Origin of the sequence: Arthrobacter sp. FW305-BF8 (assembly GCF_021789315.1) — a bacterium.
In the GTDB taxonomy this organism is placed as follows: domain Bacteria; phylum Actinomycetota; class Actinomycetes; order Actinomycetales; family Micrococcaceae; genus Arthrobacter.
The window spans coordinates 1,800,096-1,826,526 of sequence record NZ_CP084561.1; the positions used below are offsets into that span (position 1 = coordinate 1,800,096).

General features: G+C 66.7%; 22 protein-coding genes and 1 pseudogene. 17 read left to right on the forward strand and 6 right to left on the reverse strand.

The annotated features are described in order from the left end of the window. Positions 1–15 precede the first annotated feature (15 nt). The 5 genes from ispG to LFT45_RS08025 all read left to right on the forward strand — a co-directional run bounded on the left by ispG (position 16) and on the right by LFT45_RS08025 (position 6,518). Positions 16–1,182: a flavodoxin-dependent (E)-4-hydroxy-3-methylbut-2-enyl-diphosphate synthase gene (gene ispG, locus LFT45_RS08005; RefSeq protein ID WP_003805892.1), complete on the forward strand. Its 1,167-nt coding sequence runs from the start codon at positions 16–18 to the stop codon at positions 1,180–1,182. After that, positions 1,145–2,032, forward strand: a complete 888-nt coding sequence (locus LFT45_RS08010; protein ID WP_236809140.1) for a GNAT family N-acetyltransferase — start codon at positions 1,145–1,147, stop codon at positions 2,030–2,032. Before ispG ends, LFT45_RS08010 begins: the two co-directional genes overlap by 38 nt. A 289-nt stretch (positions 2,033–2,321) precedes the next feature. Further along, positions 2,322–4,133, forward strand: coding sequence for a proline--tRNA ligase (locus LFT45_RS08015; protein ID WP_190606960.1), 1,812 nt, complete (start codon positions 2,322–2,324; stop codon positions 4,131–4,133). A 15-nt stretch (positions 4,134–4,148) separates the two neighbouring features. Then, on the forward strand, positions 4,149–4,943 hold the full coding sequence (locus tag LFT45_RS08020) for a sulfite exporter TauE/SafE family protein (protein WP_111902076.1): 795 nt from the start codon (positions 4,149–4,151) through the stop codon (positions 4,941–4,943). Positions 4,944–5,054: 111 nt separating this feature from the next. Further along, a complete protein-coding gene (locus LFT45_RS08025) occupies positions 5,055–6,518 on the forward strand; it encodes a pyridoxal phosphate-dependent decarboxylase family protein (protein ID WP_236807846.1) in 1,464 nt (487 codons plus the stop codon). Between the two features lie 22 nt (positions 6,519–6,540). Here the strand turns inward: LFT45_RS08025 and LFT45_RS08030 are convergent, their stop codons facing one another. From LFT45_RS08030 to LFT45_RS08040, 3 genes are all read right to left on the reverse strand, one after another. Next, positions 6,541–7,611 (reverse strand): aminoglycoside phosphotransferase family protein, encoded by a 1,071-nt coding sequence (locus tag LFT45_RS08030; RefSeq protein ID WP_236807847.1) that lies wholly within the window; start codon positions 7,609–7,611, stop codon positions 6,541–6,543. Between the two features lie 206 nt (positions 7,612–7,817). Then, complete coding sequence (locus LFT45_RS08035) at positions 7,818–8,561, reverse strand: VIT1/CCC1 transporter family protein (protein WP_236807848.1); 744 nt, start codon at positions 8,559–8,561, stop codon at positions 7,818–7,820. A 62-nt stretch (positions 8,562–8,623) separates the two neighbouring features. Next, positions 8,624–9,868 (reverse strand): DUF4439 domain-containing protein, encoded by a 1,245-nt coding sequence (locus tag LFT45_RS08040; RefSeq protein WP_236807849.1) that lies wholly within the window; start codon positions 9,866–9,868, stop codon positions 8,624–8,626. Between the two features lie 105 nt (positions 9,869–9,973). Between LFT45_RS08040 and rimP the strand changes: the two genes are divergently transcribed. The 5 genes from rimP (at position 9,974) to rbfA (ending at position 15,994) form a co-directional block, all read left to right on the forward strand. Continuing rightward, positions 9,974–10,591: a ribosome maturation factor RimP gene (rimP, locus tag LFT45_RS08045; RefSeq protein ID WP_190606973.1), complete on the forward strand. Its 618-nt coding sequence runs from the start codon at positions 9,974–9,976 to the stop codon at positions 10,589–10,591. Then, the gene (gene nusA, locus LFT45_RS08050; RefSeq protein ID WP_236807850.1) at positions 10,591–11,568 is read left to right on the forward strand and encodes a transcription termination factor NusA; all 978 of its coding nucleotides are present in this window, start codon (positions 10,591–10,593) and stop codon (positions 11,566–11,568) included. Before rimP ends, nusA begins: the two co-directional genes overlap by 1 nt. Positions 11,569–11,833: 265 nt before the next feature. Beyond that, positions 11,834–12,166 carry a YlxR family protein gene (locus LFT45_RS08055; RefSeq protein WP_307031735.1) on the forward strand — a complete coding sequence of 111 codons (333 nt, stop codon included), beginning with the start codon at positions 11,834–11,836 and terminating at the stop codon, positions 12,164–12,166. 152 nt (positions 12,167–12,318) lie between these two features. After that, positions 12,319–15,195, forward strand: coding sequence for a translation initiation factor IF-2 (gene infB / locus LFT45_RS08060; RefSeq protein WP_236807851.1), 2,877 nt, complete (start codon positions 12,319–12,321; stop codon positions 15,193–15,195). A gap of 289 nt (positions 15,196–15,484) precedes the next feature. Next, positions 15,485–15,994: a 30S ribosome-binding factor RbfA gene (gene rbfA, locus LFT45_RS08065; RefSeq protein ID WP_236807852.1), complete on the forward strand. Its 510-nt coding sequence runs from the start codon at positions 15,485–15,487 to the stop codon at positions 15,992–15,994. A 106-nt stretch (positions 15,995–16,100) separates the two neighbouring features. Here rbfA and LFT45_RS08070 read toward each other — a convergent pair whose 3' ends face one another. Then, the gene (locus LFT45_RS08070; protein WP_236807853.1) at positions 16,101–17,222 is read right to left on the reverse strand and encodes a ScyD/ScyE family protein; all 1,122 of its coding nucleotides are present in this window, start codon (positions 17,220–17,222) and stop codon (positions 16,101–16,103) included. Between the two features lie 542 nt (positions 17,223–17,764). Here LFT45_RS08070 and LFT45_RS23475 point away from each other — a divergent pair. The 3 genes and pseudogenes from LFT45_RS23475 to LFT45_RS08090 form a co-directional block, all read left to right on the forward strand. Further along, positions 17,765–19,182, forward strand: a pseudogene (locus LFT45_RS23475) (DUF222 domain-containing protein); the annotation flags it as partial. Between the two features lie 311 nt (positions 19,183–19,493). Further along, complete coding sequence (locus tag LFT45_RS08085; protein ID WP_236807855.1) at positions 19,494–20,564, forward strand: IS110 family transposase; 1,071 nt, start codon at positions 19,494–19,496, stop codon at positions 20,562–20,564. A gap of 182 nt (positions 20,565–20,746) precedes the next feature. Beyond that, positions 20,747–21,232 (forward strand): nucleoside deaminase, encoded by a 486-nt coding sequence (locus tag LFT45_RS08090; protein WP_236807856.1) that lies wholly within the window; start codon positions 20,747–20,749, stop codon positions 21,230–21,232. A gap of 6 nt (positions 21,233–21,238) precedes the next feature. Here LFT45_RS08090 and LFT45_RS08095 read toward each other — a convergent pair whose 3' ends face one another. Next, the gene (locus LFT45_RS08095; protein WP_236807857.1) at positions 21,239–22,399 is read right to left on the reverse strand and encodes a pyridoxal phosphate-dependent aminotransferase; all 1,161 of its coding nucleotides are present in this window, start codon (positions 22,397–22,399) and stop codon (positions 21,239–21,241) included. Positions 22,400–22,480: 81 nt separating this feature from the next. Between LFT45_RS08095 and truB the strand changes: the two genes are divergently transcribed. The 3 genes from truB to LFT45_RS08110 are packed head-to-tail and all read left to right on the forward strand — an operon-like array spanning position 22,481 to position 24,331. Further along, positions 22,481–23,512 carry a tRNA pseudouridine(55) synthase TruB gene (truB, locus tag LFT45_RS08100; protein ID WP_236807858.1) on the forward strand — a complete coding sequence of 344 codons (1,032 nt, stop codon included), beginning with the start codon at positions 22,481–22,483 and terminating at the stop codon, positions 23,510–23,512. Positions 23,513–23,514: 2 nt separating this feature from the next. Further along, a complete protein-coding gene (locus LFT45_RS08105; RefSeq protein WP_236807859.1) occupies positions 23,515–23,868 on the forward strand; it encodes a hypothetical protein in 354 nt (117 codons plus the stop codon). A 1-nt stretch (position 23,869) separates the two neighbouring features. Next, complete coding sequence (locus LFT45_RS08110; protein ID WP_442863607.1) at positions 23,870–24,331, forward strand: hypothetical protein; 462 nt, start codon at positions 23,870–23,872, stop codon at positions 24,329–24,331. Here LFT45_RS08110 and LFT45_RS08115 read toward each other — a convergent pair. Continuing rightward, entirely contained in the window at positions 24,328–25,101 is a 774-nt protein-coding gene (locus LFT45_RS08115; protein ID WP_236807861.1) for a DUF937 domain-containing protein, read from the reverse strand. The two genes, LFT45_RS08110 and LFT45_RS08115, sit on opposite strands and share 4 nt — an antisense overlap. 288 nt (positions 25,102–25,389) lie before the next feature. Between LFT45_RS08115 and LFT45_RS08120 the strand changes: the two genes are divergently transcribed. Beyond that, positions 25,390–26,373, forward strand: a complete 984-nt coding sequence (locus tag LFT45_RS08120) for a bifunctional riboflavin kinase/FAD synthetase (RefSeq protein ID WP_236807862.1) — start codon at positions 25,390–25,392, stop codon at positions 26,371–26,373. Positions 26,374–26,431 lie beyond the last annotated feature (58 nt).

A 26,431-nucleotide genomic window follows, 5' to 3' on the forward strand; every position in this document is an offset into this window, starting at 1 on the left:
ATTCAAGGAGTCCACGTGACCTCGGTCAGCCTGGGAATGCCATCCGCACCACCGCCCGTCCTTGCCCCGCGACGCAAGACGCGCCAGATCAAGGTGGGCTCCGTCGGCGTCGGTTCCGATTTCCCCATCAGCGTGCAGTCGATGACCACCACGCCCACCACGGACATCAACGCCACGCTGCAGCAGATTGCCGAGCTGACGGCCTCCGGCTGCGACATCGTCCGCGTGGCCTGCCCGTCCGCCGATGACGCGGAAGCGCTTCCGATCATCGCCCGGAAATCGCAGATCCCGGTCATCGCCGACATCCACTTCCAGCCGAAGTACGTCTTCGCGGCCATCGAGGCCGGCTGCGCTGCGGTGCGCGTCAACCCGGGCAACATCCGCAAGTTCGACGACCAGGTCAAGGAGATCGCCAAGGCGGCCAAGGACCACGGCACGTCCATCCGCATCGGCGTGAATGCAGGATCACTGGAACCGGGCATCCTGAAGAAGTACGGCAAGGCCACTCCGGAGGCCTTGGTCGAATCGGCGGTCTGGGAAGCCTCGCTCTTCGAGGAGCACGGCTTCCACGACTTCAAGATCTCCGTAAAGCACAATGACCCGGTGGTCATGGTGGCGGCCTACGAGATGCTCGCTGAAAAGGGCGACTGGCCGCTGCACCTTGGCGTCACTGAGGCCGGCCCCGCCTTCCAGGGAACCATCAAGTCGGCCACAGCGTTTGGCGCCCTCCTCTCACGCGGCATCGGCGACACCATCCGCGTCTCCCTGTCTGCCCCTCCCGTCGAGGAGATCAAGGTGGGCAACCAGATCCTGCAGTCGCTGAACCTGCGTCCCCGCAAGCTGGAAATTGTCTCGTGCCCGTCCTGCGGGCGCGCCCAGGTTGACGTCTACACCCTCGCCGAGCAGGTCACCGCCGGCCTCGAGGGGATGGAGATCCCGCTGCGCGTTGCCGTCATGGGCTGCGTCGTCAACGGCCCGGGCGAAGCACGGGAAGCTGACCTCGGCGTCGCCTCCGGCAACGGCAAGGGCCAGATATTTGTGAAGGGCGAGGTCATCAAGACTGTCCCCGAGAGCCAGATTGTTGAGACACTGATCGAAGAGGCCATGCGTATCGCGGAAGAGATGGGGGAGGCCGATGGCGAAGATGCTGTCAAGGGTAGCCCCGTGGTTAGCGTCTCATAAGGACGGCGCCGTGCCGGACGGTGCCACCGTCCGGGTACTGGGTGTTGCGGACACCCGTCAGCTGCGCGAACTGGCAGAGACCGATCCCGTCGCCAACGTGTTCATCCTGGCGCATCTGGAGTCAACAGACTCTGCCGCGCCCACCCCGGGCGGAGCCAACGTCCTGGGCGTTTTCGACGACGACGCGCTGGTTGGCGCCTGCTGGGCAGGCGCCAACCTGGTCCCCGTCCAGCTCGACCCCGAGCTGGCCGGACCGGTGGCTGATGCAGCCCACCGCTCCGGGCGACGGTACGCGTCGATCTTCGGACCGGCCGGAACGGTCCTTGCGCTGCACAGCCGGCTGGAGGAGCTGGGCCACGTGGCCCACGAGGTACGGCCGGACCAGCCCCTCATGACCATTTCCGGCCCTCCGGCCGTTGAACCGAACTGGGAGCTGGGGTACGGGCAGTACGCAGATTTCGAGGCCATCCTCCCTGCCTGTGCAGCGATGTTCGAGGAAGAGGTTGGCTACTCGCCCTACCTCGGCGGCCGCGACTTTTACAGCCGCCGGGTGGCAGGCCTGATCCGCCAGGGACACTCCCTGGTCCACCTGAAGGACGGCGAAGTCGTGTTCAAGGCCGAGTTGGGTGCTGTCACCGCCGAGGTCACCCAAGTGCAGGGCGTCTGGATGAACCCCAGCCACCGCGGACTCGGCCTGAGCGCCGGGTACATGGCGGCCGTGGTGCTGCTGGCCCAGAAAATGGCGCCCGTCACTAGCCTGTATGTCAACGACTACAACTCCCGGGCGAGGGCCACCTACGAACGCGTAGGTTTCCGGCAGGTGGGGACCTTCGCCACAGTTCTCTTCTAGCCGCGGCCAACGCCCCACCGGTGGCACCGGATTTGAAATCGGTGACGGCTATCACATAGGTTCGTCCTACCGGGTTTTCGGACTCGGGTGGTCTCTCGAGAATTAGCGGCATGACCGGCCGCGGAGCCACGCCGCCACAGGGATGACCAGCCTTAAACGGCCAGGGGCTTCACCTGCGGGGCGTGGCTTTCCTGTTCAGCTCCCACAGGGCCCGCAACCTGTGCTGCTGCCCAGCCGGTACATTAGTACCCAGACAATCAGCACTTCCCCCAGAAACGGACACCTACCCGTGGTTCTTCGACTCTCCAAGCTTTTCCTGCGCACCCTGCGTGAAGACCCCGCTGACGCCGAGGTGGCCAGCCACCGGCTGCTCGTGCGTGCGGGATACATCCGCCGCGCGGCTCCGGGCATCTACACCTGGCTGCCGCTGGGACTGAGCGTGCTGCGCAAGGTGGAGCAGATCATCCGGGAAGAGATGGCCGCCATCGGCGCCCAGGAAGTTCACTTTCCCGCACTGCTCCCCAAGGAGCCCTACGAGGCGACCAACCGCTGGACCGAATACGGCGAAGGGCTGTTCCGGCTGAAGGACCGCAAGGGCGGGGACTACCTGCTGGCCCCCACGCACGAGGAGATGTTCACCCTGCTGGTTAAGGACCTGTACTCCTCGTACAAGGACCTGCCGCTGAGCATCTACCAGATCCAGAACAAGTACCGCGACGAGGCACGTCCGCGCGCCGGCCTTCTCCGCGGCCGTGAGTTCATCATGAAGGACTCCTACTCGTTCGACGTCGACGACGCCGGGCTGGACGCCAGCTACGCAGCCCACCGCGCGGCGTACCTGAAGATCTTCGAGCGCCTGGGCCTGGAAGTCATTCCCGTCACGGCCACCGCAGGTGCCATGGGCGGTTCCAGGAGCGAAGAATTCCTGCACCCCACCGACATCGGCGAGGACACCTTCGTGCGTTCGGCCGGCGGCTACACGGCCAACGTCGAAGCCGTGACCACGGTGGTTCCCGCGGACATCGACTTCACCAACGCCCCGGCCGCTGAGATCCGCGACACCCCGAACACGCCCACGATCGACACGCTCGTGGCTGCCTCCAACGAGCTCGTGCCCCGCAGCGAGGCCGACGGCGGCCCCTGGACTGCCGCTGACACGCTCAAGAACGTTGTTCTGGCCGTCACCCTGCCCACCGGGGAGCGCCAGATCGTGGTCCTCGGCGTCCCCGGCGACCGGGGTGTCGACCTCAAGCGCGTCGAGGCCAACATCGGCGCCTACCTCCCGGTCGCCGGCGAAATCGCCGTCGAGGCCGCCGGTGAGGAGGACCTGGCCCGGAACCCGCTCATCGTGCGCGGTTACCTCGGCCCGGGCATGTCGCTGGGCGCACCGCTCCTCGGCCTCGAAGGCGCCGCCAAGCTCCTGTACCTGGTGGATCCGCGCGTCGTCAGCGGCACCGCCTGGGTGACCGGTGCCAACATGGCGGGCAAGCACGTCTTCGGGCTCGTGGCGGGACGCGACTTCACGTGGGATGGCGTCATCGAGTGCACCGAGGTGCGCGCCGGCGACGAGGCCCCGGACGGTTCCGGACCGCTCGAAACCGCCCGTGGCATCGAGATGGGACACATCTTCGCGCTGGGCCGCAAGTACGCCGAAGCGCTGGAGCTGAAGGTCCTGGACCAGAACGGCAAGCAGGTGGTGGTCACCATGGGTTCCTACGGTGTGGGCGTCACCCGTGCCGTCGCCGCCCTGGCCGAATCCAACCACGACGCCAAGGGTCTCGTCTGGCCCCGCTCCGTGGCTCCTGCCGACGTGCACGTCGTGGCCGTCGGCCGCGGCGAGGAGATCTTCGCCGCCGCCGAGCAGCTCGCCCTTGAGCTTGAGGGCGCCGGCCTGGAGGTCATCTACGATGACCGGCCCAAGGTTTCCCCGGGCGTGAAGTTCGGCGACGCCGAGCTTGTGGGCGTGCCCACCATCCTCGCCGTCGGCCGCGGACTGGTGGACGGCGTCGTCGAAATCAAGGACCGCCGCAGCGGCGAGGCTGAAAATGTGGCCGTGGACAAGGCCGTTGACTACGTGGTCAACGCCGTCCGCAGCAACTGACCGCCCGCCCTCCCGGTGGTTTCGGGGTTTGAGTCGATCCAGCTCGCCACTATCGTCCTGATAGTGGTGGCTGGCTTCTCCGCGGGATGGGTGGACGCCGTCGTAGGCGGCGGCGGCCTGCTGCAGCTGCCGGCGCTGTTGCTTGTGCCGGGGATTACCCCGGTGCAGGCACTGGCCACTAACAAGATGGGCTCCATCTTCGGCACAACCACCAGCGCCGTTACCTACTACGGCCGGGTCCGGCCCGATCTGCGGACGGCCGTTCCGATGGCCGCGATCGCGCTGGCGGGCAGCTTCGGCGGTGCGCTGCTGGCCACCCGGCTGCCGGCGGAGGTATTCAAGCCGATCATCGTGGTGGCCCTGGTCGCCGTCGCGCTGTTTACCGCCCTTAGGCCCGACGCCGGACACCTCACCGAACTCCGGCACGGCGGCCGCACACACTACGTGGTGGCCTGCGCCATCGGCGCCGTGATCGGGTTCTACGACGGCCTGATCGGCCCCGGCACCGGATCGTTCCTGGTGATCGCGCTGGTTTCGGCCATGGGGTACGCCTTCCTCGAGGCCAGCGCCAAGGCGAAAATCGTCAACATGGCAACGAACGCCGGGGCACTCATATTTTTCCTGCCGCACGGCTCCCTGCTTTGGGGAGTCGGCCTGCTGCTGGGCGCGGCGAACATGGCCGGGGGCTACCTCGGCGCACGCACCGCCGTGAAGCAGGGGAGCAAGTTTGTCCGTGTGGTGTTCCTCGTGGTTGTTTTCGCCCTGATCGTTAAGCTCGCCTTCGACGTGTGGCAGGAGAACTTCGCCTAAGTTGGGTTGCCGGCGCGGCTGGCTTTCCGGCTTAACTGGTTTTCCGGCTGAGCCGGTCTCCGGCGAAGCTGCGTTCTCGCGGGCGGTACAGGGACGGCGTAGCATGCCTCTATGTCAGCCGGTGCGGAACCGTACAGGGATGCCCTGGCTGCCGCCGTCCGGCATGCGACGCGCTGGCTGGAAAGCCAGCCCAGCCGCCGGGTTGGTCCGCAGCAGGCAGCACGGGAACTCGCGGCAGCGTTCGACGGAGCGTTGCCGCAGTCCGGCATGCCCCCGGCGGCCGTCGTGGATTACCTGGCCAGCCACGCGGAACCTGGGCTCATGGCCATGCCATCCGGACGCTTTTTCGGCTGGGTCATCGGCGGTACGCTCCCGGCTGCCATGGCGGCCGACTGGCTCGTCAGCGCCTGGGACCAGAACTCGGTGCTCCGTTACGCCACGCCAGCCATTGCCGCCATTGAGGATGCCGCGGGCCAGTGGCTGCTGCAGCTGCTGGGCCTGCCGGAGGAATCCGACGTCGGTTTCGTCACCGGCGCCACCATGGCCAACTTCACCGGGCTGGCGGCCGCGCGCTGGCGGCTTCTGAAGGGCGCCGGCTGGGACCTGGAACGCGACGGGCTCTTCGGCGCTCCGCGGATCCACTGCCTTGTGGGGGAGGAACGGCACGAGACGGTGGACCTCGCGCTGCGCTACCTGGGAATGGGCAGCCCCACAGTGGTTCCGGCCGACAGCCAGGGACGCATCGACGCCGCGGAGCTGGACTGTGCCCTGGACCGGATTGCGCTGAAGCATGCAGCCGCGAACAGTCCAGGCGCCGCACAGTCGGGCGGATCCCAGGGTTCGGAGCCGGCCCCCGTGCTGGTGTGCCTGCAGGCCGGAAACCTCCACTCGGGAGCCTTCGACCCCTTTACCGCAGCCGTCGCGGTGTCCAAGGCACACGGCGCCTGGGTGCACGTGGACGGGGCCTTCGGCCTCTGGGCGGCGGCCGTCCCGGAGCTCGCCGGGCTGACCGCTGGCGTGGAACGGGCCGACTCCTGGGCCACAGACGCCCACAAGAGTTTGAACGTCCCGTACGACTGCGGCGTGGTCGCGGTCCGGGATGCGCAGGCGCTGCGCAGCGCCATGGGGCTGCACGCCAGCTACCTCCTCCAGGATGCCGACGGCTTGGGCGATCCCAGCCAGCGGGTTCCGGAGCTTTCCCGCAGGGCCAGGGGAGTGCCCGTGTGGGCAGCGCTGAAGTCCCTGGGCAGGGACGGTGTGGCCGGACAGATCCGCCGCCTTGCCACATCCGCTGCCCAGCTCGCCGAACAGCTCACGGCCATTGACGGGGTGGAAGTCCTCAACGACGTCGGCTACACCCAAATCTCCGTGGCCTTCGGCGACGACGCCACAAGCCGGCGTGTGGCGGAGAGGCTCATCGCCGACGGAAAGGTATGGATGTCCGGTTCCCGGTGGCACGGCAGGGACGTGGTGCGGATATCTGTCAGCAACTGGACCACCGACGCCGATGACGTCACCACCGCGGTGGAGGCGGTGCGGGCCGCCTTCCAAGCCGTCCGGTCGGGCGGGCACTGACAGCCCTGTGCTCTCTGGGGCCCTAGGACGGCCATGTGTTCATGGCATCCTCGCCGGGTTCGGGCAAGTCGTGGGCAGCCGGAAGCCCGTCCAGCGTCCGGCCGGCAAGTGTGCTGGCTACCCACAGGGACCGGGCCATGTCACCGCCGTGGCCCGGCCTCGAGGCGTAGTGCAGTGCGTTGTCCACCTCTCTGGCTAGGCTCCACTGCCGGGCCACTTCCGGGTCCAGCCCGGCCGCGACGCTGAAGTCATGGCACCTTGCCAGCAGGCCGGCGGCGGGATCTGTTGCCGGCAGGTCCGGGATCCGGTTCCAGAGCACGGGAGCCACGGCGAATTCCGCCTCGCCCACCATCGGCTGGGGGTCGATGGCGGCAAAGCCGTCGGCGGCAATGTTCCGGACCGATTGGTTCCTTGCCGTACTGTTCGCTCGGGAGTCAGGCCTGGCCAAAATATTGAGGTAGTGGAAGTCCGTGTTGACGAGGACGTCCTCCGAGGAGCGGCGGCCAACGGCGCCTCTGGTCTGGCAAACCTCGAGTGCTGCCTCCAGCAGCCACCGGGGAAACGGACGGCCCAGCTGTTCCCAGTCGGCGGGCAGGTCGTCGCTCCACTGTTCGGCCCGGGCGGCCACGTGCACAAATTCCTGCCACTGCGGCCGGGCGTCGGGCACGAGGCTCAGCTCCCGCATCAGCCCGCCCCACACCTCAAGGGCGGTGTCCATCGGCTCTGCCCGGAGTGACCTGCCGGCATCCAGGCGCTCGAGGAGCATTGAACACGTTCCGGCGTCGGAGGCCAACAACTTCACCGCGCCATGGCCGTTCCACAGTGCCAGCGCATGGCGTTCCACGAGTGCTTCATCGTGCGGAAAGGCCACCTTCAATGCTGCTGCAGATCCCGCGGCGCGGACCGGAACCACAACCGCGCCGTGTCCGCTCCAGGGAAACACTCCCGGTTCCAGGTCAAGCTCAAGCTGCCACTGGTCGAGCCGGCCGCGGATCATGTCCGGAAGGGAGGCCAGCCAGGCCCTGCCGGCGCTGCTGCGGGAGTAGCGGCGCGTCAGGTCCAGGGGGATGGGAACGTCTGCTGGCCGACTCACAGCTCCAGCGTAGTGGAGCGGTCCTTGCGGATTGGGGAGGCCGGACGGCTCCTGCCCGGGCGATACCGGCGGCACTACCCGCACGGAGCTTCCGCCGTCGTCCTTCCCCACGTCTGGCTTGGAGTTTTTGTCCAGATAACGGCCGCTGAAGGCCCTTGAAGTCGCGACAAATGGACAAAACTCCCAGCCGATGGCTTGGATGGCACCTACACGATGCCGCTGGCGCCCAGCAGGTTGCCGATGGTGAACGTCGCGGCCAGGGCAAGGCCGCCACCCACCACCACGCGTGCGCCAGCCCGGGTCTTTGAACCGCCGCCGATCCACGCGCCGACGGCGCCCGTTACGGCCAAGGCCAACAGGACTGCTCCGAAAGTCACCGCAACCCGAATGTTTTCGGGAGGGAGCAGGATGGCCAGCATCGGCAGAATTGCCCCCAGAGTGAAGGCGATGGCGGACGCAAAGGCGGCATGCCAGGGGCTCACGATGTCCTCTTCGTCGATGTTGAGCTCCGCGGACAGGTGTGCGGCCAGGGCGTCGTGCTCTGTCAGTTCCCGCGCCACATTCCGGGCTGTTTCCTCGCTAAGGCCCTTGCTGCGGTAGATCGCGGTGAGCTCCAGCAGCTCCACATCCGGTTCCTCGGCAAGTTCGCGCCGTTCCTTCTCGATCAGCGCCTTTTGGCTGTCGCTCTGGCTGCTGACGGAGACGTACTCGCCCAGGGCCATGGACACGGCACCGCCCACAAGCCCGGCAGCACCGGCAGCGAGGATGGGGCCGTTGTCACTGGTAGCACCGGCCACGCCCACCACAATCGCAGCGACCGACACAATCCCGTCGTTTGCTCCGAGGACACCGGCACGCAGCCAGTTCAGGCGGTGCACGAGGTCGTTGCTGTGGGGCTCATTGGCGTGCTGCCCCTCAGAGGGCAACGCAGATCTGTCCGCTGAATCCATGGCTCCAGCAAACCACTTTGAAGCAGCCGGCTGCCAGTGGGCTGTCGCCGGCCAGCCCGCGCCTAGGGTGCGCCAGGTGTTGCCGCTGCGCTGCCGTCGGTCTGGCGCGGTGAGGGCGTAGCCAATTCCGGAAGCTCCGGCAGGAGCGCGGTGTCCAGCACAATGCCGGGTACGGGGCCCGGATCGGACCCCCAGCGCGTGGTCCGCTGGGCAGCCGCGACCAGTGAGGTGACGGCCCACCGCCGGGTCTCACCCTCACTTAGGGCCACAAGGTCGCCGTAGACCGGGAGCGTTCCTGCTTCAAGGCTGGCCAGTCCCGCAGCCGGCTTCTGCAGGAACGAGGTGCCCAGGGTGTAGCCCGGTTCACGGGGAGGAACTGACACGCAATGAGTGCGGGTGTAGGCCTCGGCCTGGCCAACCAGGGTTTCATGCGTAGCCAGCAGGGACCTCGCCTGGTCTGCGGCCGGCGCGGCCAGGCGCGTCAGCGCTACCTGGTAGCCGTACACGGTCTCAACTTCTGTGCGGACTACCCGGTTCAGGGCGGCGGCGAGCGTGGCGCTGTCAGACGGGTCCGCTGTTTTGGTGGACTGGTTACTGTCCTTTGGCTGGGCGGCACCGCCTGTCTCGGCGGTGTTGCCTGAGGGGGCACCCTCGCCAGAGGGGCTGGTGATGGGGCACGCCGTGGCCGCGTTTCGCTGCGTTGTCGCAGGCGCCGGGAGGGCAGGCGGCGGCGTGCCGGCAGCCTGTGCCAGCGTTGTCGCCTGAAGCAGCTGGGCGGTTCCTACCGCGGCGAGCAGGCGGGCCATCCCGCCGTCGGCCTTCTCTGCATGGGTGAGGCGTTCCTTGCCGCTCGTGGACAATGCGGCGACCAGCGCCGGCAGCGTGGCCGGGCGCGGCGGTGCCGTCCCCGGTGATGCAGCGGAGGACGGACCGGCGGTTCCCGGCGCCCCTGCCGTTGACTTTGCCCCGGCCTTTGCGCCTGCATCGGGCGCTGAAGTGGCGGTGGCGCCGCCCGGAAGGAGGAGCGCCCGTGCCTGCGTAGTCAGCAATGTCACAGTGTGCGAAAACAGCTGCCGCCGCGCGCCCGACGACCCATCCGCGAGCTGCTGGCTGGCCGCCCTCAGATCCAGCGTTTGAGCGAGCGCGGCGGCACGTGCCTGTTCGGAGAACGGGGGAGCTGCCGGTGCCGGGGATTCCCGCGGAATCAACGCAAAACCGAGGCTCAGCACCAGGAAAGCGGCGAGTGCCAGCAGGCCGTACCGGAGATAGCTGGCCGGCGTTCTTTTTCGCCCGCTGTCGTCGTTCACAACAGACCATGTTGTCACGGCCCCCGGGAAGTCCGTGCACCAAGCCGCCCGGAAAATCGCTACGCTAGTACACACAACATCATCTAACGGGAGGCGGCCGGCATCGTGAGCAATGCAGAAGCCACGACTTCATCAGACCGGACCGACGCGGGAAAGGCTGAACCCGCGGCTGTCCACAATCCCGAGGCTGAGCGCCTCCGGGCGCTGCTGGAGCCCGCAGTCCAGTCGCACCGGCTTTACCTCGAGGATGTTGCCATCCACATCGCAGGTTCCAACCGCGTGGTCCACGTCGTGGTGGATCTGCCGCAGGAAGAGACAGGCGGGGTGAGCCTTGACGTCATCGCAGACATCTCCAAGGAACTCTCCGACATCCTGGACAGCGACCCCAGCACGGACAGCCGTCCCTATGACCTTGAGGTTTCATCGCCCGGCGTGGGGCGTCCACTGACCGAGCCCCGGCACTGGCACCGCGCCCGCGGCCGGATGGTTGCGGTCAACGTGATCCAGGGCGAAAACGTCACAGGCAGGATCAGCTCCGTTGACGACGCCGGCGTGACCCTGGTTCCCGAAATCGCCGTGAAAAAGGGCATGAAGCCCAGGCAGGGCGACCCCGTAAAACTTCCTTTCGACAAGATCCGCAGCGGAAAAGTCGAAATTGAGTTCAGCCGCCTCGACGAGGCCGGTCTGGAAACTGAGCACAATGGACCTTCTGAGGAGGCCTGATGGATATTGACATGAGCGCGCTGAGACTCCTGGAGCGTGAGCGCGAGATCCCGCTGGACCTCCTCATCCCCACGATCGAGCAGGCCCTGCTCGTCGCCTACCACAAGTCGCCGGGCGCCTTCGAGAAGGCCCGCGCGGAGCTGGACCGCAAGAGTGGCCACGTGACCATCTGGGCCACCGAGATCGATGACGACGGCGCACCCGTCGGCGAGTTCGAGCACACGCCCGCCGGGTTCGGCCGCATCGCCGCCAGCACCGCCCGGCAGATCATCCTGCAGCGGCTGCGCGACGTTGAGGACGACAACGTCCTGGGCGAATTCAAGGGCCGCGAGGGTGAACTCGTTGCCGGGCTGATCCAGCAGGGCAACAACCCCCACATGATCCAGGTCAACCTCGGCGCTGTGGAAGCCCTGCTTCCGCCGCCCGAGCAGGTGCCGGGGGAGAAGTACATCCACGGCAACCGGCTGCGCGCGTACGTCATCGACGTGCACCGCGGGACCAAGGGCCCGTCCATCACCCTGTCGCGTTCGCACCCGGGCCTGGTTCGGAAGCTTTTCGAACTGGAGGTCCCCGAGATCGCCGACCGCTCCGTGGAGATCGTGGCCCTGGCCCGCGAAGCCGGGCACCGCACCAAGATCGCGGTCAAGGCAAACACCCAGGGCATCAACGCCAAGGGTGCCTGCATCGGCGAAATGGGCTCGCGTGTGCGGGCGGTCATGACCGAACTGAACGACGAAAAAATTGACATCGTTGACTTCAGCGAGGATCCGGCCACCTTCATCGCCAGCGCACTGTCGCCGTCGCGTGTGAATTCAGTCACCATCACCGACGAGGCCACCCGCTCGGCCCGCGTCGTGGTGCCGGACTACCAGCTCTCCCTTGCCATCGGCAAGGAGGGCCAAAACGCCCGCCTCGCCGCCAAGCTGACGGGGTGGCGCATCGATATCGTCTCCGACGCCGCCGCTCCCCGCGGTTAGCGCTGCGCCGGGCAGGGGTCAGACCGTCCGGCACAAGCCCTCACCTCGACCGATCTGCCCGCCCCTGCGGCGGGCAGTTTCGGTTTCCCGTTTCGGGTATGGGGCCCGTGAGGGGCTAGAATAGAACGTGGCCGCGCCTAGCGGCCGGCATCAGCGTGTTCGTGCGCCCGGGTTCCTGCCGCAAAGCAGGTCCTGCCGAAAGGCAGTGGCGGGTGGCCGGGCAGGCAGATAGGTACAGGCAGGAAGATACTCGGCAGTGGCACACGTGCAACAACTCGGGAATCAGCCGCAGCGTACCTGCATTGGATGCCGGAAAAAGGGGCCGCGGTCAGAGTTGCTCCGGCTCGTCTCCGACACCGGCGGTTCGTCCGCCGTCGTGGTGGATGAACGACGCCGGATGGCTGGCCGGGGTGCATGGCTGCACCCCAGCGAAGCGTGCCTGGCCCTGGCGGTCAAGCGGCGAGCTTTCGGTAGGGCCCTCAACGGGTCAACCGGAACCGCCGCCGTCGAACGCCGGATAACGGCAGGAGCGCACGCTGCGGATGTCCCGGCGTCTGCAGTACCAACCGTCCAACCTGAAAGCGGGTCAGAAATCTGATGGAAACCCGATGAGTTCCCAGCGATGAGCGCGTAACGATGACAACTTTGTTGCGCTCTGCAATGGGCCTTTCAGCTGTAACCGCAGCGGGGGCCCGCAGTAAGAAGTAGACGGTTCGTGCCTGGCTCGGTGCGGACCGAGACAGGAGAAATGTGGCCAAGGTCCGCGTACATGAGCTTGCAAAAGAGCTCGGTATTACTTCCAAAGATGCAGTGACCAAACTGCAGGAACTGGGCGAATTTGTTCGCTCCGCCTCTTCCACCATTGAGGCCCCCGTGGTGCGGAAACTCCGCAACGCGTTCCCGGCTGCCGCCGCTTCGAAGTCCGAAGCCCCCGCAGCCGCCCCCAAGTCCCCGGCCAAGCCGGCGGAATCCCGTCCCGCGCCGGCTCCCGGCCCCGCTGCCCCCAAGGCTGCGGCGCCTGCTCCCGCACCGGCTCCGGCTCCCGCACCGGCCCCCAAGGCCGAGGCGCCTGCAGCTCCGGCTGCTCCCGCCGCCCCGGCAGCTCCGGCTGCCTCGACGCCTGCTGCGCCCTCCACTGGTGCCAAGCCGGGAGCACGTCCCGCGCCCAAGGCTGAGACCCCGTCCCGTCCTGGCGGCGCTCCGCGTCCCGGTGGCCCCCGCCCCGGCAACAACCCCTTCGCCACGTCCCAGGGCATGCCCCGCGGCCGCGGTGGAGACGGCGAACGTCCGCCGCGCCCGGGCAACAACCCGTTTGCAACTTCCCAGGGCATGCCCCGTCCCGGCGGCGGCCGCACTGACGGCGAGCGTCCCGGCGGTCCGCGTCCGGCAGCCGGTGCAGGCGGACCCCGCCCCGGTGCTCCGCGTCCCGGTGCTACGCCCGGCCCGCGTCCCGCGGCCGGCGCAGGTGGCCCCCGTCCCGGCGGTCCCCGTCCGGGTGCCGGTGGAAACCGGCCCACGCCTGGCATGATGCCTAACCGCACCGAGCGTCCCGCACCTGCAGGTGCCGGCCGTCCCGGTGGCGGCGGACGCGGTCCCGGCCGTCCCGGCGCTCCCGGAACCGGCGGTCCCGGTGGCGGCGGCGGTGCTCCGGCCGGCGGTGGCTTCGGCAAGGGCGGTCGCGGTCGCGGTGGCACCCAGGGTGCGTTCGGTAAGGGCGGCGCTGGGCGCGGCAAGCAGCGCAAGTCGAAGCGCGCAAAGCGCCAGGAACTTGAGCAGATGAGCGCACCGTCGCTGGGTGGCGTGAGCGTACCCCGCGGCGACGGCAACACCGTTATCCGGCTTCGCCGTGGCTCGTCCATCACGGACTTCGCTGACAAGATCGAGGCGAACCCCGCCGCACTGGTTACTGTGCTGTTCCACCTCGGTGAAATGGCCACGGCAACCCAGTCGCTGGACGAAGACACCTTCGCCCTGCTCGGTGAAGAACTCGGCTACAAGCTGCAGGTCGTTTCGCCGGAGGATGAGGAGCGCGAGCTGCTCAGCGCCTTCGATATCGACGTCGAGGCCGAACTCGAGGCAGAAGGCGACGAAGTGCTTGAGGCGCGTGCGCCGGTGGTCACCGTGATGGGTCACGTTGACCACGGTAAGACCCGCCTGCTGGATGCGATCCGGAACTCCGACGTCGTTGCCGGCGAGCATGGCGGCATCACCCAGCACATCGGTGCTTACCAGATCAGCCACGAGCACGAAGGCGTCGAACGCGACATCACCTTCATCGATACCCCGGGCCACGAGGCGTTCACCGCCATGCGTGCCCGTGGTGCGAAGGTCACGGACATCGCCATCCTGGTTGTGGCAGCGGACGACGGCGTGATGCCGCAGACCGTTGAAGCCCTCAACCACGCCCAGGCGGCCAACGTACCGATCGTCGTGGCCGTGAACAAGATTGATAAGGAAGGCGCGAACCCGGACAAGGTCAAGGGCCAGCTCACCGAGTACGGCCTGGTTCCCGAAGAATACGGTGGCGACACCATGTTCGTTGAGGTCTCTGCCCGCCAGAACCTCAACATCGACGAACTGATCGACGCCGTGCTGCTGACCGCCGACGCCGCGCTGGACCTCCGGGCCAACCCGGACAAGGCCGCCCGAGGCATCGCCATCGAAGCGAACCTGGACAAGGGCCGCGGTTCCGTGGCCACCGTCCTGGTGCAGTCCGGTACCCTGGCCGTCGGTGACACGATCGTGGCCGGCACGGCCCACGGCCGCGTCCGTGCCATGTTCGACGAAGATGGCGAAGCCCTCGACGTCGCACTGCCGTCCCGTCCGGTCCAGGTCCTCGGCCTGTCCAACGTGCCGCGAGCCGGTGACACCTTCCTGGTGACCGCCGACGAGCGCACGGCCCGCCAGATCGCCGAAAAGCGTGAAGCGGCCGACCGCAATGCCGCCCTGGCCAAGCGCCGCAAGCGCATCAGCCTGGAAGACTTCGACCAGGCCGTCGCCGAAGGCAAGATCGACACCCTCAACCTCATCCTCAAGGGTGACGTGTCCGGTGCCGTGGAAGCCCTCGAAGACGCGCTGCTCAAGATCGACGTCGGCGAAGGCGTACAGCTCCGCGTCATCCACCGCGGTGTCGGTGCGATCACGCAGAACGACGTCAACCTGGCAACGGTCGACAGCGCCGTCATCATCGGCTTCAACGTCAAGCCCGCCGAGCGTGTTGCCGAACTGGCAGACCGCGAAGGCGTGGACATGCGCTTCTACTCCGTCATCTACGCAGCAATCGATGACATTGAGGCAGCCCTCAAGGGCATGCTCAAGCCGGAGTACGAAGAGGTCCAGCTGGGCACCGCCGAGGTCCGCGAAGTGTTCCGTTCCTCCAAGTTCGGCAACATTGCAGGCTCCATCGTTCGCTCGGGCACCATCCGACGCAACTCGAAGGCCCGCATCACCCGCGGCGGCAAGCTCATCGGCGACAACCTCACGGTTGAGACGCTCAAGCGCTTCAAGGACGACGCCACCGAGGTCCGCACGGACTTCGAGTGTGGTATCGGACTGGGCTCGTACAACGACATCACCGAAGGCGACATCATCGAGACCTTCGAGATGCGCGAGAAGCCGCGCGTCTAAGGCGGTTTCACGGGTGGGGTCGCTGGAATCTTTCCGGCGGCCCTGCCTTGTTCGCCCAGCGCCGACATCGCCCGGGAGCCTCCGAGTTTTGGGGGCGCCCCGCCCCTACGCTGGGCGGCTTGGGATCTTCGATCCCGAGCCGCCCAGCTCCGGCAGGCCCGATGCCACTCCCAGGCGCCCCCAAAACTCTCCGGCATCGTCTTAGGCTCACCTCAGGTGCGTGGCAGCAAAGGCAACTCAAAATGCCAAGCTGCCGTCGCGCCGTCGTACTTAATATTTAGGAGTAAAAATGGCTGATCCGGCACGCGCTGCCAAGATGGCGCAGCGGATTAAGGTTGTTGTTGCTGAGGCTTTGGGCCGGAAGGTGAAGGATCCTCGGCTTGAGGGCATCACTGTCACCGATGCCCGTGTGACCAATGACCTGCAGCATGCCACCGTCTACTACACCGTGTTTGGCGACCAGGCCGTGCAGGCTGACGCGGCCAAGGGGCTGGAGAAGGCCAAGGGCGTGCTCCGGCAGGAAGTTGGCCGGAACATCACCGCCCGGCTGACTCCCACGCTTGAGTTCGTCGCCGACCAGATCCCCGTGAACGCGTCCAACCTCGAAGAACTGCTCCGGACCGCTAAGCAACGCGATGCCGAGGTTGCCGAGCTGGCCCGGAACGCCAAGCACGCGGGCGAAGCCGACCCGTACAAGAGCGACGCGCAGCCGGACGTGGAAATCGACGAAGACGACTTCGACGAAGAGGACCTCGATCTGGCGGACGACGAGGCAATCGACGAGGACCGGAACCACTAAAGGTGCCGGTTCTGCGCCGCAGAGCCCATGCCATCATGCACTGAAGGGGTGCGGTCGGATCTTTCGATCCGGCCGCACCCCTTGCTTTTCCTGTCCCTACTTTTCGCTAGTCATCGAGTGGGGCCTTTACGACTCTGCCGTCCGGCGCCGTGTTCGGTGCCGGCAGCGAGTTGACCGTCGCGTAGATGGTGCCGCCCCTGATGTCGACGTCGGCCGTGAGCGTTCCCGGAAGCACTACCGTCTGCTTGCTTGAATGGGCGGACAGCCTCAGCACACCCTTGCCGAAGAGGGACGCGACGTACACGTTCCCGTCGTCGTCCATATCCAGGCCGGTCGGTGACATCACGTCGTCGGCGAACAGCTTGACGCGGCCGTTGTGGGGGTTGACCTTGTACACCGCTCCACGGGCACCCAGTGCCGGGTCCTCCGGTCCGCCGGGCAGCACGGAGACGTACAACCAGCCGTCTGGTCCGCGCTCCACGTCGGTAGGCACGGGCTCGAACCGGTAGGTATGGCCTGCGACGCAGCCCGGAAGTTTCAGAGCCGCGGTTTCTTTGGTGGTGAATTTGTGCGGTCGGGGCGGCAGCACGGCTACAGTTCCAGCCCTGCCTGATTTCACGTCGACCGACACGATGCTATTGGCTCCGGCGTCGGCAACGTAGATGGTGTTCCCGTAAACCTCGATCCCATACGGATGGGAATCGATGTGCCCCTTGTAGGAGACCTCCACATCCTTCGGCAGCTGCTTAGCGCACGCGGCCGGAAGGTCGTTGAAGCCGTAGCTCGTGCCGCCGTCCGCGTTGTGTTTCACCTCAAGGGCAGCGAGGTCGCCGAAGGTGCGGTGCTTGCCGTCGGCGCCTATGCTTCTGAGGTGTCCGGCCAGCGGCCTGGGATCCATGGGGCCGGCGCCCTGGCTCTCGGCCAGGTAGATGGTGCGGCCGCCCCGGTCACTGCCGGCCACGTCCCAGGCTGCGTTCCGGTAAACCATCGACTTGCTGCCGTCGCGGGCAACTTTCGTCAGCTTGCCCGCGAATTCCTCGCTAACCAGAACGGAACCGTCCGGTCCGTCGCTGAGGTGAAGCGGGCTAAGCAGGCCTTTTGTGAGCACGGTCGGCGCGGACTGGCTTTCTGCTGCTTTACCTGCCGGGGCTGCGTGGCCCGCCGGCGATGCAGACAAGAGGAGTGAGGCAGCCGCGACAGCCGCCAAGAGCGCTCGTTGCTTTTCCATACCGTCTCCAATGTCAATCCTGCGTATCCAGAACATTGAGACCGATATAAGGTCCGAAAATCGGGTCCCCCGACGCGCGTATTTTAAGCCCGGCCTTCGCGGCTTGTCGATGGGCCGGAGCTTGCTTGGACCGGTGAAAGAGTTTCTGGGGAGCCTGCGGACGGGCTAATAATGTCGTACCCCCTTATCAGACTGTTTCTATGGAAGCCGTTGGGGGATTCACCGATCACCGGGCCTTGGGGCCGGGTGCCGGCGGGTTGGCTTCCGTCCGGAAGAACGACGGCGGACGTTTGCCTGCGCTCACTGACATCGCCGGCGGGGCTAATAATGTCAGACCCCCTCGTCAGACTGTTTCTATGGAAGCCGTTGGGGGATTCACCGAACACCGGGCCTTAGGGCCGGGTGCCGGCGGGTTGGCTTCTGAACCGGTTTCCGTTGGTGCCAACGCCCTACAAAGCGTTCCTGTTGACGGTGGCGCCCGCGTCCTCGAGGGGGACGTGGTTGATCAGGCCTTGGCTTTGCTGGAACCGGACGCGATCACTGCCGAGGACGCTGCGTTGTGGGGTTTCGGGCAGGCCGCGGATCTCGCGGACCGGCTCGAGCAGCTCTCCCGGCGGGTGGAGCGCCTGCAGGTGGTCGCCGCGGGGGCGGTGGACCGTTCCCGCACCGCTGCGCTCACCGCCGCGGCATCACCCCTCGTCGCCGTCCCGGAGCCTGATACTTTGCCTGGGGATGACGGGTCCCGGAACAGCGTCGAGTTCCTTCGGGACAGGCTGCGGATCAGCTCCGCGGAAGCCCGCCGCCGGATCGGACTGGCCGACGCCGTCCTGCCCAGGACCGGTTTCGGCGGGCAGCAGCTCCCCCCGAGGTATGAGGAGCTCGCGGCCGCGGTCGGCGGCGCCCAGATCAGCTCCCGCGCGGCGACCACCATCACTCTGGCCCTGGACCGGGCACGGCATTTCACCACCCCGGACCATACCGCCGCGATGGAACACGACCTGACCCTGGCCGCCGTCGAGAACGACGCCGACTTCATCACCCGCGTCGCCAAACACTGGGCCGAGGCCATCGACCAGGACGGGACCGAACCCTCCGAAGCGGCCCTCCGGCAAATCCAGGGCGCCTTCATCCGCCGTCCCAAACACGGCCTGCAGCACCTGGAAATCTTCGCCACCGCCGAACAGTTCGAAACCATCACCACCGTCATGAACACCGCCACCAACCCCCGCACCCCGGCACCCGGCCACGGCACTGGGACCGACGGGACCAGCGACGACGGAAGCAGTAGTGACGGGAACGCTGAACCGGACAGCCTCGCAGGGTGGGACACCGCGGGTCCGCCGGAGGTCTCCCTGGATCACCGGTCACAGGGGCAGAAGCGGCTCGACGGGCTCGTCGGCGCGTTGCAAACTGTGCTCACCACCGACACCCTGCCGGCGAACGGCGGCCACCGGCCCCAGATCCTGGCCACCATCAACTACCGCGACCTCCTCGCCGACCTCCAACACCGGCAAGACGCACAATGGGACCAAAACGCACAACGGGCCCAGAGCGCTCAATGGGGCCAGAGCGCTCAGGCTCCCCAGCCCGCTACCGCCGGCCGGACCAACAGCGGCCGGACCAACACCGGCCGATCCAACCAAGGCACGGCATTGTTCGCGTTCGGCGGGCCGGTGAACCCGGCCACGATCCGCAAAATCGCCTGCGACGCCGACATCATCCCCGTCTCCTCGGCTCCCAAGGCAGGATCCTGGACATCGGGCGCGCCTCACGCGTCTTCCCGCCCCACATCCGCAAGGCCATCATGGCCCGGGACCAGGGCTGCGCGTTCCCCGGCTGCACCATCCCCGCCGCGTGGTGCGAAGCCCACCACATCACCTACTGGTCCCGCGGCGGAACCACCAGCACCGGCAACGGCGTCCTGCTCTGCAGCCATCACCACCATCTAATCCACAAAGAACTGTGAGGATTGGAGTGGCTAGTCCGGGACTGGCTGGCAGAGTAGGTACTGGCCGCTCCACCCCGTGGCCGTGACTCAACAAAGAACTGGCCCCAGTGCGGGCGCCCTTCCATTGACTCGTCCGTCCGCGGGGTAGAGCGACCGGTACCTGGCCCGGCCCACCTCGGTAACTTGATCAGAAGGTTGTCCGCCCCAAATGGCTGGGCGTGACTCGTCACAGTGCTGTTCCGAAGTGACCTCTACCCGGACTGGTACCGGCCGAACGCGGCCCTGACCATATTCGCGAAGATGAGGAAGATGCCCGAACCGCTATGTCTATCGTTGCGCATTCCCACCCATTTGTCGTAGGCGTCGACACACACGCCAAGAACCATGTTTACGCGATCATCGCCGCCCCGACCGGCGAACTGCTCGAGACCCGGGATTTTCCAACCACCTGTGCCGGCATCAACCGGGCCATCGCTTGGGTGGCGCGCCGCACCGGCGCCGACCTGGCGACCCTATGGGTGGTTGAGGGCGCTGCTTCCTATGGCGCCCTGCTTACCGGTGCCGTCGGTGCGGCCGGCTACCGCGTGGCCGAAGCTGCGCGCATGGATGCCCGGGACCGACGCGGAGTGGGCAAGTCCGATCCGCTGGACGCGCACCGGATCGCCGGTGCCGTCCTCCCGCTGGACCAGCAGCAGCTACGCCAGCCGCGGCTGAATGAAGGGGTCCGCGCAGCCTTGCGAGTCCTGGTCTGCGCGCGAGAATCCATGACCACCGACCGCACCCGCGCCGTGAACGGCCTAACTGCGCTTCTCCGAACGAACGACCTTGGTCTTGACGCCCGTAAAACCCTGACGGGCGCCCAAATCACAGAGGTGTCACGCTGGCGTGCCCGTGAAGAACCCCTAGCACTGTCTGTTGCCCGCCTCGAAGCAGTCCGGTTGGCCAAACACATCAGCGAGCTCGACGCCGACATCAAGACCAACATCTATCAGATCACCGAACTGGTCGAAATAAGCGAAGCTGCGCCATTACTGCAGGAAACCGGCTTCGGTCCCGTCACAGCCGCCGTATGCCTTACCGCGTGGTCCCACCAAGGGCGGGTACATTCCGAGGCCGCCTTCGCCGCCTTGGCCGGGGTCAGCCCAATCCCGGCCTCTTCTGGCAACACCGTCCGACACCGACTCAACCGTGGCGGCGATAGAACCCTGAACAAAGCCCTGCACATGGCCGCTGTCAGCAGGATGACTTTCGACGCCGAAACCGTCGAATACGTCGAGAAACGACGAGCTGAAGGGCGGACCAAAAAGGAAGTCCGCCGGTGCGTGAAACGCTATCTTGCCCGCCGGGTCTACCGAACACTCAACGCACCAAAACCGAACCCGTGCCGCACTTGACCAACCATAGAAGGGTCACTGGAGCATCGAAGTCACCAACGAGGTGCCCTGGTTCAAACCCCCACCAGAACTCGACCCCCACCGAAAACCCCGCCGCAACAACTACTTCCACTCACGACCCCAACGGGAATGAACGTGAGCTGGCAGTCCCGCAGCACCATCAGGCTGGCTATGATCAGACCATGCGCGCCCACCCCTCAGCTGCAGACGTGACCGAATACCTGACTGAAGCCGTAGCCTTGGCCCAACGGAACGTCGCCGCGGGCGGCGGGCCCTTCGGTGCGATCGTGGTAACAGCCGACGGCACCGTTCACGAAGGGGTCAACCGGGTCACCCGGGACAACGATCCCACCGCCCATGCCGAGGTGGTGGCAATTCGGACCGCCGCCAAGGAGACCCGGAACTTTGACCTCAGTGGCGCTGTCCTGTACGCCAGCTGCGAGCCCTGCCCGCTGTGCCTTGCGGCGGCGCTCTGGGGACGGATCGACCGCGTGTACTTCGCCGCGGACCGGCACGGAGCAGCCGCCGCGGGATTCGACGACGCCGTCTTCTACGAATACTTCGGCGGCACACGGCCCGAATTGCTGCCGGTCAGCCAGACCCAGGTTCCGACGTCGGGCGCCCCGTTCGATGCCTGGCGCAACAACGCTCAACGCACGGACTACTGATGGTGGCTACCCGGAGTGCCTGCGGGGCAGTCGGCCCACGCCCTCGACCAACTCGCTTTGGTCCCCGCACAACGCAATCCGGATCCATCCCTCGCCGATGGAGCCAAAGGCAGTTCCCGGAGCAAAGGAGACACCGGCCTCGGCAAGGAACTGCTTGACCCAGGTCCTGACGTTTCCGCCGCTCACGTGCGAGACGTCCGCCCACAGGTAGAACGCCCCCTGCGCGCTGAGGTAGGGAATGCCCTTCTCTGCCAGGACGGCCGACGCCGCGTCGCGGTTGGCGCGGTAATGCGCGTGGGCCTGCGATACATAGTCCTGCGGACCGGTCAACGCGGCGAGCGCCGCGTACTGGGTCGGCGACGCCACACAGGAAACGATGGCCTCCATGACGTTGTTCATCCGCTGCTCCAGCCCGGGCGGGCAGATCAATGCCCCTATACGCAGACCTGTGAGCCCATACGTCTTGGACAACGTCAGCGACGTGAACACCCGCGCCTCGCCGGGGTCGGTGCTGTCGAACCGGGCAGGACTAACGTGCGGGACGTCGTACGTGAAGGCCTCGTAGCACTCGTCCGAGATGATCCAAAGGTCATGGCGGCGGGCCAGTTCAACCAGCTCCCGGGTCAGATCTTCCCGGAGAACGGCACCCAGGGGGTTCGACGGCGAGTTGAGCATCAGCACACGCGTCCGGTCCGTGATGAGCGCCTCGATGTCCGCGATCCGGGGCTGGAAATCATGGGCGGGGTACAGGGGATACTCCACGGGGACGGCATGCAGCAGCCGGCTGGTCATGGCAAACGTGGGATAGCCGGGATTGGGAATCAGGATTTCGTCGCCGGGGGCGAGCAGCAGGCTCATAGCGAAGTGCAGGCCCTGCTGGGCGCCGTCGACCACGTATACGCGGTCTGCCCCGATGTCTACGCCGGACTGTTCGCGGAACCTGGCGGCGAAAGCCTCCCGGAGAGACGGGATGCCGGCGTTGGGGGTGTAGTTGGTTTCGTCGCGGTCCAGGCAAGCTATTCCGGCATCCAGGACATGGCGGGGGAGCGGGAACCCGGGCTCCCCGATGCTCAGGATCAGCGCTCCAGGTGTGCGCCACGCCGCCTCGGTGATCTCGCGGATTTGGTTGACGGGGACGTCGCGTATGTGCGCGGAAAGCTCGGGCATGACTGCCATCCTAGCGCCGGCTCCGGCAGCGCCACCGATACGTCCCAATACCCCTGCCACGTGCCCGATATACTGATAGGCGTGCTTTCTGGACTGGTAATAGTGGACAAGCCGCAGGGATGGACCAGCCACGATGTGGTTGGACGGATGCGGAGGATAGCCGGTACCCGGAAAGTGGGCCACGCGGGAACGCTGGATCCCATGGCCACAGGCGTGCTGGTGCTCGGTATCAACAAGGCCACACGGCTCCTCACGTACATCGTGGGCACGTCAAAGACCTATACGGCCACCATCCGGCTAGGGGAATCCACCATTACCGACGACGCCGAAGGCGAAGTTGTCAGCCGGGCGAGCGCCGCCTCCGTGACCGAGGATGCCATCCGCTCCGGTGTGGAGTCCCTGACAGGGGAGATCCAGCAGGTGCCCAGCAGCGTCAGCGCCATTAAGGTCAACGGTGAACGCTCCTACGCCCGCGTCCGTTCCGGGGAAGACGTCCAGCTGGCTGCCCGGCCGGTCACCATCCACCGTTTCGACATTCACGGAATCCGCCGGGAGCAGGCTGCCGGACATGACACGGAAGTCGTGGACGTCGACGTGACGGTGGAATGCTCCTCGGGTACGTACATCCGTGCCCTGGCCCGGGACCTCGGCAGCTCCCTCGGCGTCGGCGGGCACCTGACCTCATTGCGCCGGACCAATGTGGGCCCCTACTCGCTGGACCAGGCACGCACCCTCGAGCAGCTCGCGGAAGACCTCGAAATCCTCGAAATGTCGCAGGCTGCCAGGGCGCTCATGCCCAACAGGGAGCTGAGCGCCGACGAAACCACCGAGATTTCCTTCGGCCGGCGCATCGCGGCCGGAGCCGCCGCAGGCACACCGGCCGCCGCGACAGCGGAAAAGCCCGCAGCCGCGTTCGCGCCAGACGGATCGCTGGTGGCGCTGCTCGCGGACAGCGGAAGCTTCGCCAAACCAGTGCTGGTCTTCGCCCCGGGCACCGGACCCGGCGGGTCCAACACTTCCGGCGGCGCCAACAGTTCCGGGGGCTCCGGCAGTTCAGGCGCCGACGCCGGCGTTCCGAACGGTTCCCGTGCCGACGGCGGCGGGTTGGCCTGACGTTGGACGCGTATTTCTACATCATCCTGGGCGTCGGCCTCCTGTCCACGCTCATCTGCGTGGCGGCGGGCATCATGAAGAAGGCCCCGAACGACATCACCATCCTTTCGGTGGCCGCCGTCGAACTGGCCCTGCTGGTCTACCTCGTGGGCTCGGTAGTGCGGGTCATCGCGGGGGAGCAGATCGCGGGAGAAGCCTGGGAATTCTGGGGCTACCTCGCCACCGCGCTGCTGCTGCCGGTAGCCGCGGTGTACTGGTCCATCCTGGAACGGACCCGCTGGAGCAACTTTGTCCTGGCCGCCGTCGGCGTTACCGCCCTCGTCATGGCCGCCCGCATGAATCAAATCTGGTACTGAAGTGGAAGAAGCACGCAACGTGGCTCATACGTCCGAACACACCGGCAAGCGCCCCACGGACACGAGGAACACCGGTCCCGGCCGGCTACTCATCGCCGTCTACGCCATCTTTGCCATTTCGGCCACCGCCCGGGCCGGCTACCAGATCCTCACCAAGTTCTCCGAAGCCCCGCTTGCCTACCTGCTCTCCGCCTTCGCCGCCGTCGTCTACGTGGTAGCCACGGTGTCGCTGGCCAAGGCCGGCCGCACCTGGTTCAAGGTTTCCCTGGTCGCCGTCCTGGTGGAACTGGTCGGCGTGATTGTCGTGGGGGCGCTGAGCCTGTTCGACCCCGTGCAGTTCCCGCACGAAACCGTGTGGTCCGCGTTCGGCCGCGGCTACGCCTTCGTTCCCTTCATCCTGCCCATACTGGGCCTGATCTGGCTTTACCGACGGCGGCCTGCCGCCCCTGCCGCCCGGATCTAGCGGTTCTCGTCCGGCAGGTCCACCTCGATCAGCTCGCCGGGCGTCACCGACCGGTGCGAGGGTGCCGCCGAATCGTTCGCCGGCCCTGAATCGTTCAGCTGCCCTGAACCGTTCGTCTGCGCACGGCCGGATTGCGCGGGTGGTTCCTGGTCCTGCTCCGTCAGCGGAGCCTGCTGCGGCTGCGAGCCGCCGCCAAGAATGCCGCCCAGGATATCGCCAAGGCCGCCCGAACCCTGTCCACCGGTGCCTTGCCCGCCGGAACCAAGACCGCCGAGGCTGCCGCCCAGGATTCCCCCGAGGATGCTGCCCAGGTCGATTCCGCCACCACCGGCAGGGGAGGGCTGTGCGCCGGAACCCTGCCCGCCGCCCAGGACCTTCTTGGCCAGGTAGGACATGACGATCGGGGCGAGGATCGGCAGCAGCTTGCGGACGAGGTCGCCGCCGACTCCGCCGAGGTTCGCTGTGCCCGCCAACTGACTGGCCACCTGGTCCTGCTGGCCGCCGAAGACATGGCCAACGATCTTTTCGCCGTCCTGGGTGTCCACCTGCGATGGGTCCACGCCTCCGTCGGCCAGCCCGTTCCGGTGCCTGGCCAGCTCGGACTCCAGCGCAGCGGCGCCATCCGGCGCCTGGACGTTGTTCTGCATTCCGGCAAGCAGCGTCGGCACGGCGGCTTCCACGGCAGCCTGGGCGGACGCCGTATCTGTCCCCAGCAGGGTGGCGATCTGCTGGACAGGGATCTGTCCTAGCAACTCCTGGATGTCGCTCATGGCGTGGCTCCTTCCCGCCCGCTTGTCTCGCAGGCGCTCAGTGCGGTTAAAACGCGAATGAAACTCGAAGGCTCAGGGCAGTGCTGCCTGAGCCGCTGCCTTTGCATCCTAGCGGGGCGTACCTGCAAGACGGTAGGCCACCGGGCTGCCCCCAGCGCGGTTCACCAGGCGACCTGCCGCGCCGCACCCCGGGGCGTCCGTGACCGCCGGGGATTGCGGGTAACCTTAGAGAGTTCCGGCCCTGGCGCGCCGGAAGCAAGTTCTGGCAGGCAGTAAAAGGCGAGGTTGATGGTCCACATCTGGAACGATCCGACCGAGGTCCCCGACGACTTTGGTCCTTCCGTTGTCACTATCGGCAATTTCGACGGCGTCCACCGCGGCCACCAGCAGGTGCTGTCACAGCTCATCAGGACCGCGCGGCTGAACAACGCCAAGTCGGTTGCGGTGACGTTCGACCCCCACCCTGCCCTGGTCCATCGGCCCGAAAGCGCGCCCGAGCTGATCATGGGCCTGCAGGACAAACTCCAGGCCCTCGGCGAGCTTGGACTGGACGCCGTTCTGGTCATGAAGTATTCCCTGGAGCTCGCCAGCCTTACCCCGGAAGAGTTCGTCGGCTCTGTCCTGGTGGACAGCCTCCATGCCAGCCACGTCGTCATCGGCCATGACACCCGCTTCGGCAAGGGCAACTCCGGGGACCTGAACACCATGCAGGATCTGGGGGAGAAGTTCGGCTTCGAGGTGCTGGTGATCAGCGAGTTCGGTTCGGAAGGCTTCCCGTTGCATGACGACGGCGGGACGGACCGCCGCTGTTCCTCCACCTGGGTGCGCGAAGCCCTCCGGGAGGGCGACGTCGGCACCGCCGCCGCGGTACTGGGCCGGGCGCACCGGATGCGGGGCGAGGTAGTCCACGGAGCCGCGCGCGGCCGGGACCTCGGTTTCCCCACTGCCAACCTCTCCAGCGACGCAAGCGGCCTGATTCCGGCGGACGGCATCTACGCGGGCTGGCTCGTGGACGAGGCGGGGACGCGCTGGCCTGCCGCCATCTCCGTTGGCTCCAACCCCACTTTCGACGGCGTGAGCCGCCAGGTGGAGGCGCACGTCATCGACAGGCCCGAAGAACGCATCGAGGACTTCGATCTCTACGGCCAGACAGTAGTTGTGGAGTTCGTGGCCAGGCTGCGCGGCATGGTGGCATACCGTGGGCCTGAAGCCCTCGTGGAGCAGATGCGCCAGGACGTCCTGCAGACGCACGACATCCTGCTCAAGCGCTGAGCCGCTTGCACCCCGGGGCCTGCAACACACAGTCCCGCATCACACAGTATTGGCAAGG

Coding starts and splice junctions, on each gene's coding strand:
- LFT45_RS08090 (WP_236807856.1), top strand. CDS start 20,747: ATGCGCGCCCACCCCTCAGCTGCAGACGTGACCGAATACCTGACTGAA.
- LFT45_RS08070 (WP_236807853.1), bottom strand. CDS start 17,222: ATGGAAAAGCAACGAGCGCTCTTGGCGGCTGTCGCGGCTGCCTCACTC.
- LFT45_RS08025 (WP_236807846.1), top strand. CDS start 5,055: ATGTCAGCCGGTGCGGAACCGTACAGGGATGCCCTGGCTGCCGCCGTC.
- LFT45_RS08120 (WP_236807862.1), top strand. CDS start 25,390: ATGGTCCACATCTGGAACGATCCGACCGAGGTCCCCGACGACTTTGGT.
- rbfA (WP_236807852.1), top strand. CDS start 15,485: ATGGCTGATCCGGCACGCGCTGCCAAGATGGCGCAGCGGATTAAGGTT.
- LFT45_RS08085 (WP_236807855.1), top strand. CDS start 19,494: ATGTCTATCGTTGCGCATTCCCACCCATTTGTCGTAGGCGTCGACACA.
- nusA (WP_236807850.1), top strand. CDS start 10,591: ATGGATATTGACATGAGCGCGCTGAGACTCCTGGAGCGTGAGCGCGAG.
- LFT45_RS08010 (WP_236809140.1), top strand. CDS start 1,145: ATGCTGTCAAGGGTAGCCCCGTGGTTAGCGTCTCATAAGGACGGCGCC.
- LFT45_RS08115 (WP_236807861.1), bottom strand. CDS start 25,101: ATGAGCGACATCCAGGAGTTGCTAGGACAGATCCCTGTCCAGCAGATC.
- LFT45_RS08035 (WP_236807848.1), bottom strand. CDS start 8,561: ATGGATTCAGCGGACAGATCTGCGTTGCCCTCTGAGGGGCAGCACGCC.
- LFT45_RS08095 (WP_236807857.1), bottom strand. CDS start 22,399: ATGCCCGAGCTTTCCGCGCACATACGCGACGTCCCCGTCAACCAAATC.